Annotated in this window: 1 pseudogene; it reads left to right on the top strand. The window is 73.8% G+C overall.

From position 1 onward, the window contains the following. Positions 1–322 precede the first annotated feature (322 nt). Positions 323–504, top strand: a pseudogene (locus GH736_RS24295) (hypothetical protein); the annotation flags it as partial.

The following is a 504-nucleotide window of genomic DNA, read 5'->3' as shown; positions in this document are numbered from 1 at the left end:
GGCCTCGCGCACNGCCGTGTCGGCCTGCACGATGAGGCCCTTCGCGTGCACCTCGACTTCGCGTCCGGCGTCGAGCGCCGCACGCTCCCGTCGCACGCCGAGCCGACGCACGCCGACGACCCCGCCCGCGATCACGAGCGCGGTCGTGCCGAACACGACGAGCGACGGCAGCCACCACAGTGCTTCGCCCATGTGGCGGAGTCTAGGACGTGCCGGTGCGACGCGGCTGGGACCACGGCGCAGGCTGCGCGTCGGCCGGGTGGCCGCCGTGAATCCGCGCGCGGTGCTTTGCCGTGGCATCCGCTGGCCATACTCTCGGCTCATGCGGGTCCTGCTGAAACTCACGCTCGATTGCACTCCGGATGCCGCGTGGCGGGCGCTCCGGAGCCCGGCCGTGCTGCGCGAGGTCGTCGCCCCCTGGCTCGACTTCTCGTCGCTCGAGCACGGCGGCCTGCCGACGACGTGGCCCGAGGGGCAGCATCGCGTGCGGGCGCTGGCCTTCCG

It is taken from the genome of Agromyces humi, from assembly GCF_009720255.1.
GTDB lineage: Bacteria > Actinomycetota > Actinomycetes > Actinomycetales > Microbacteriaceae > Agromyces > Agromyces humi.
Note: the sequence above shows the minus strand (reverse complement) of the source record. Positions and strands in the feature narration are given on the sequence as shown.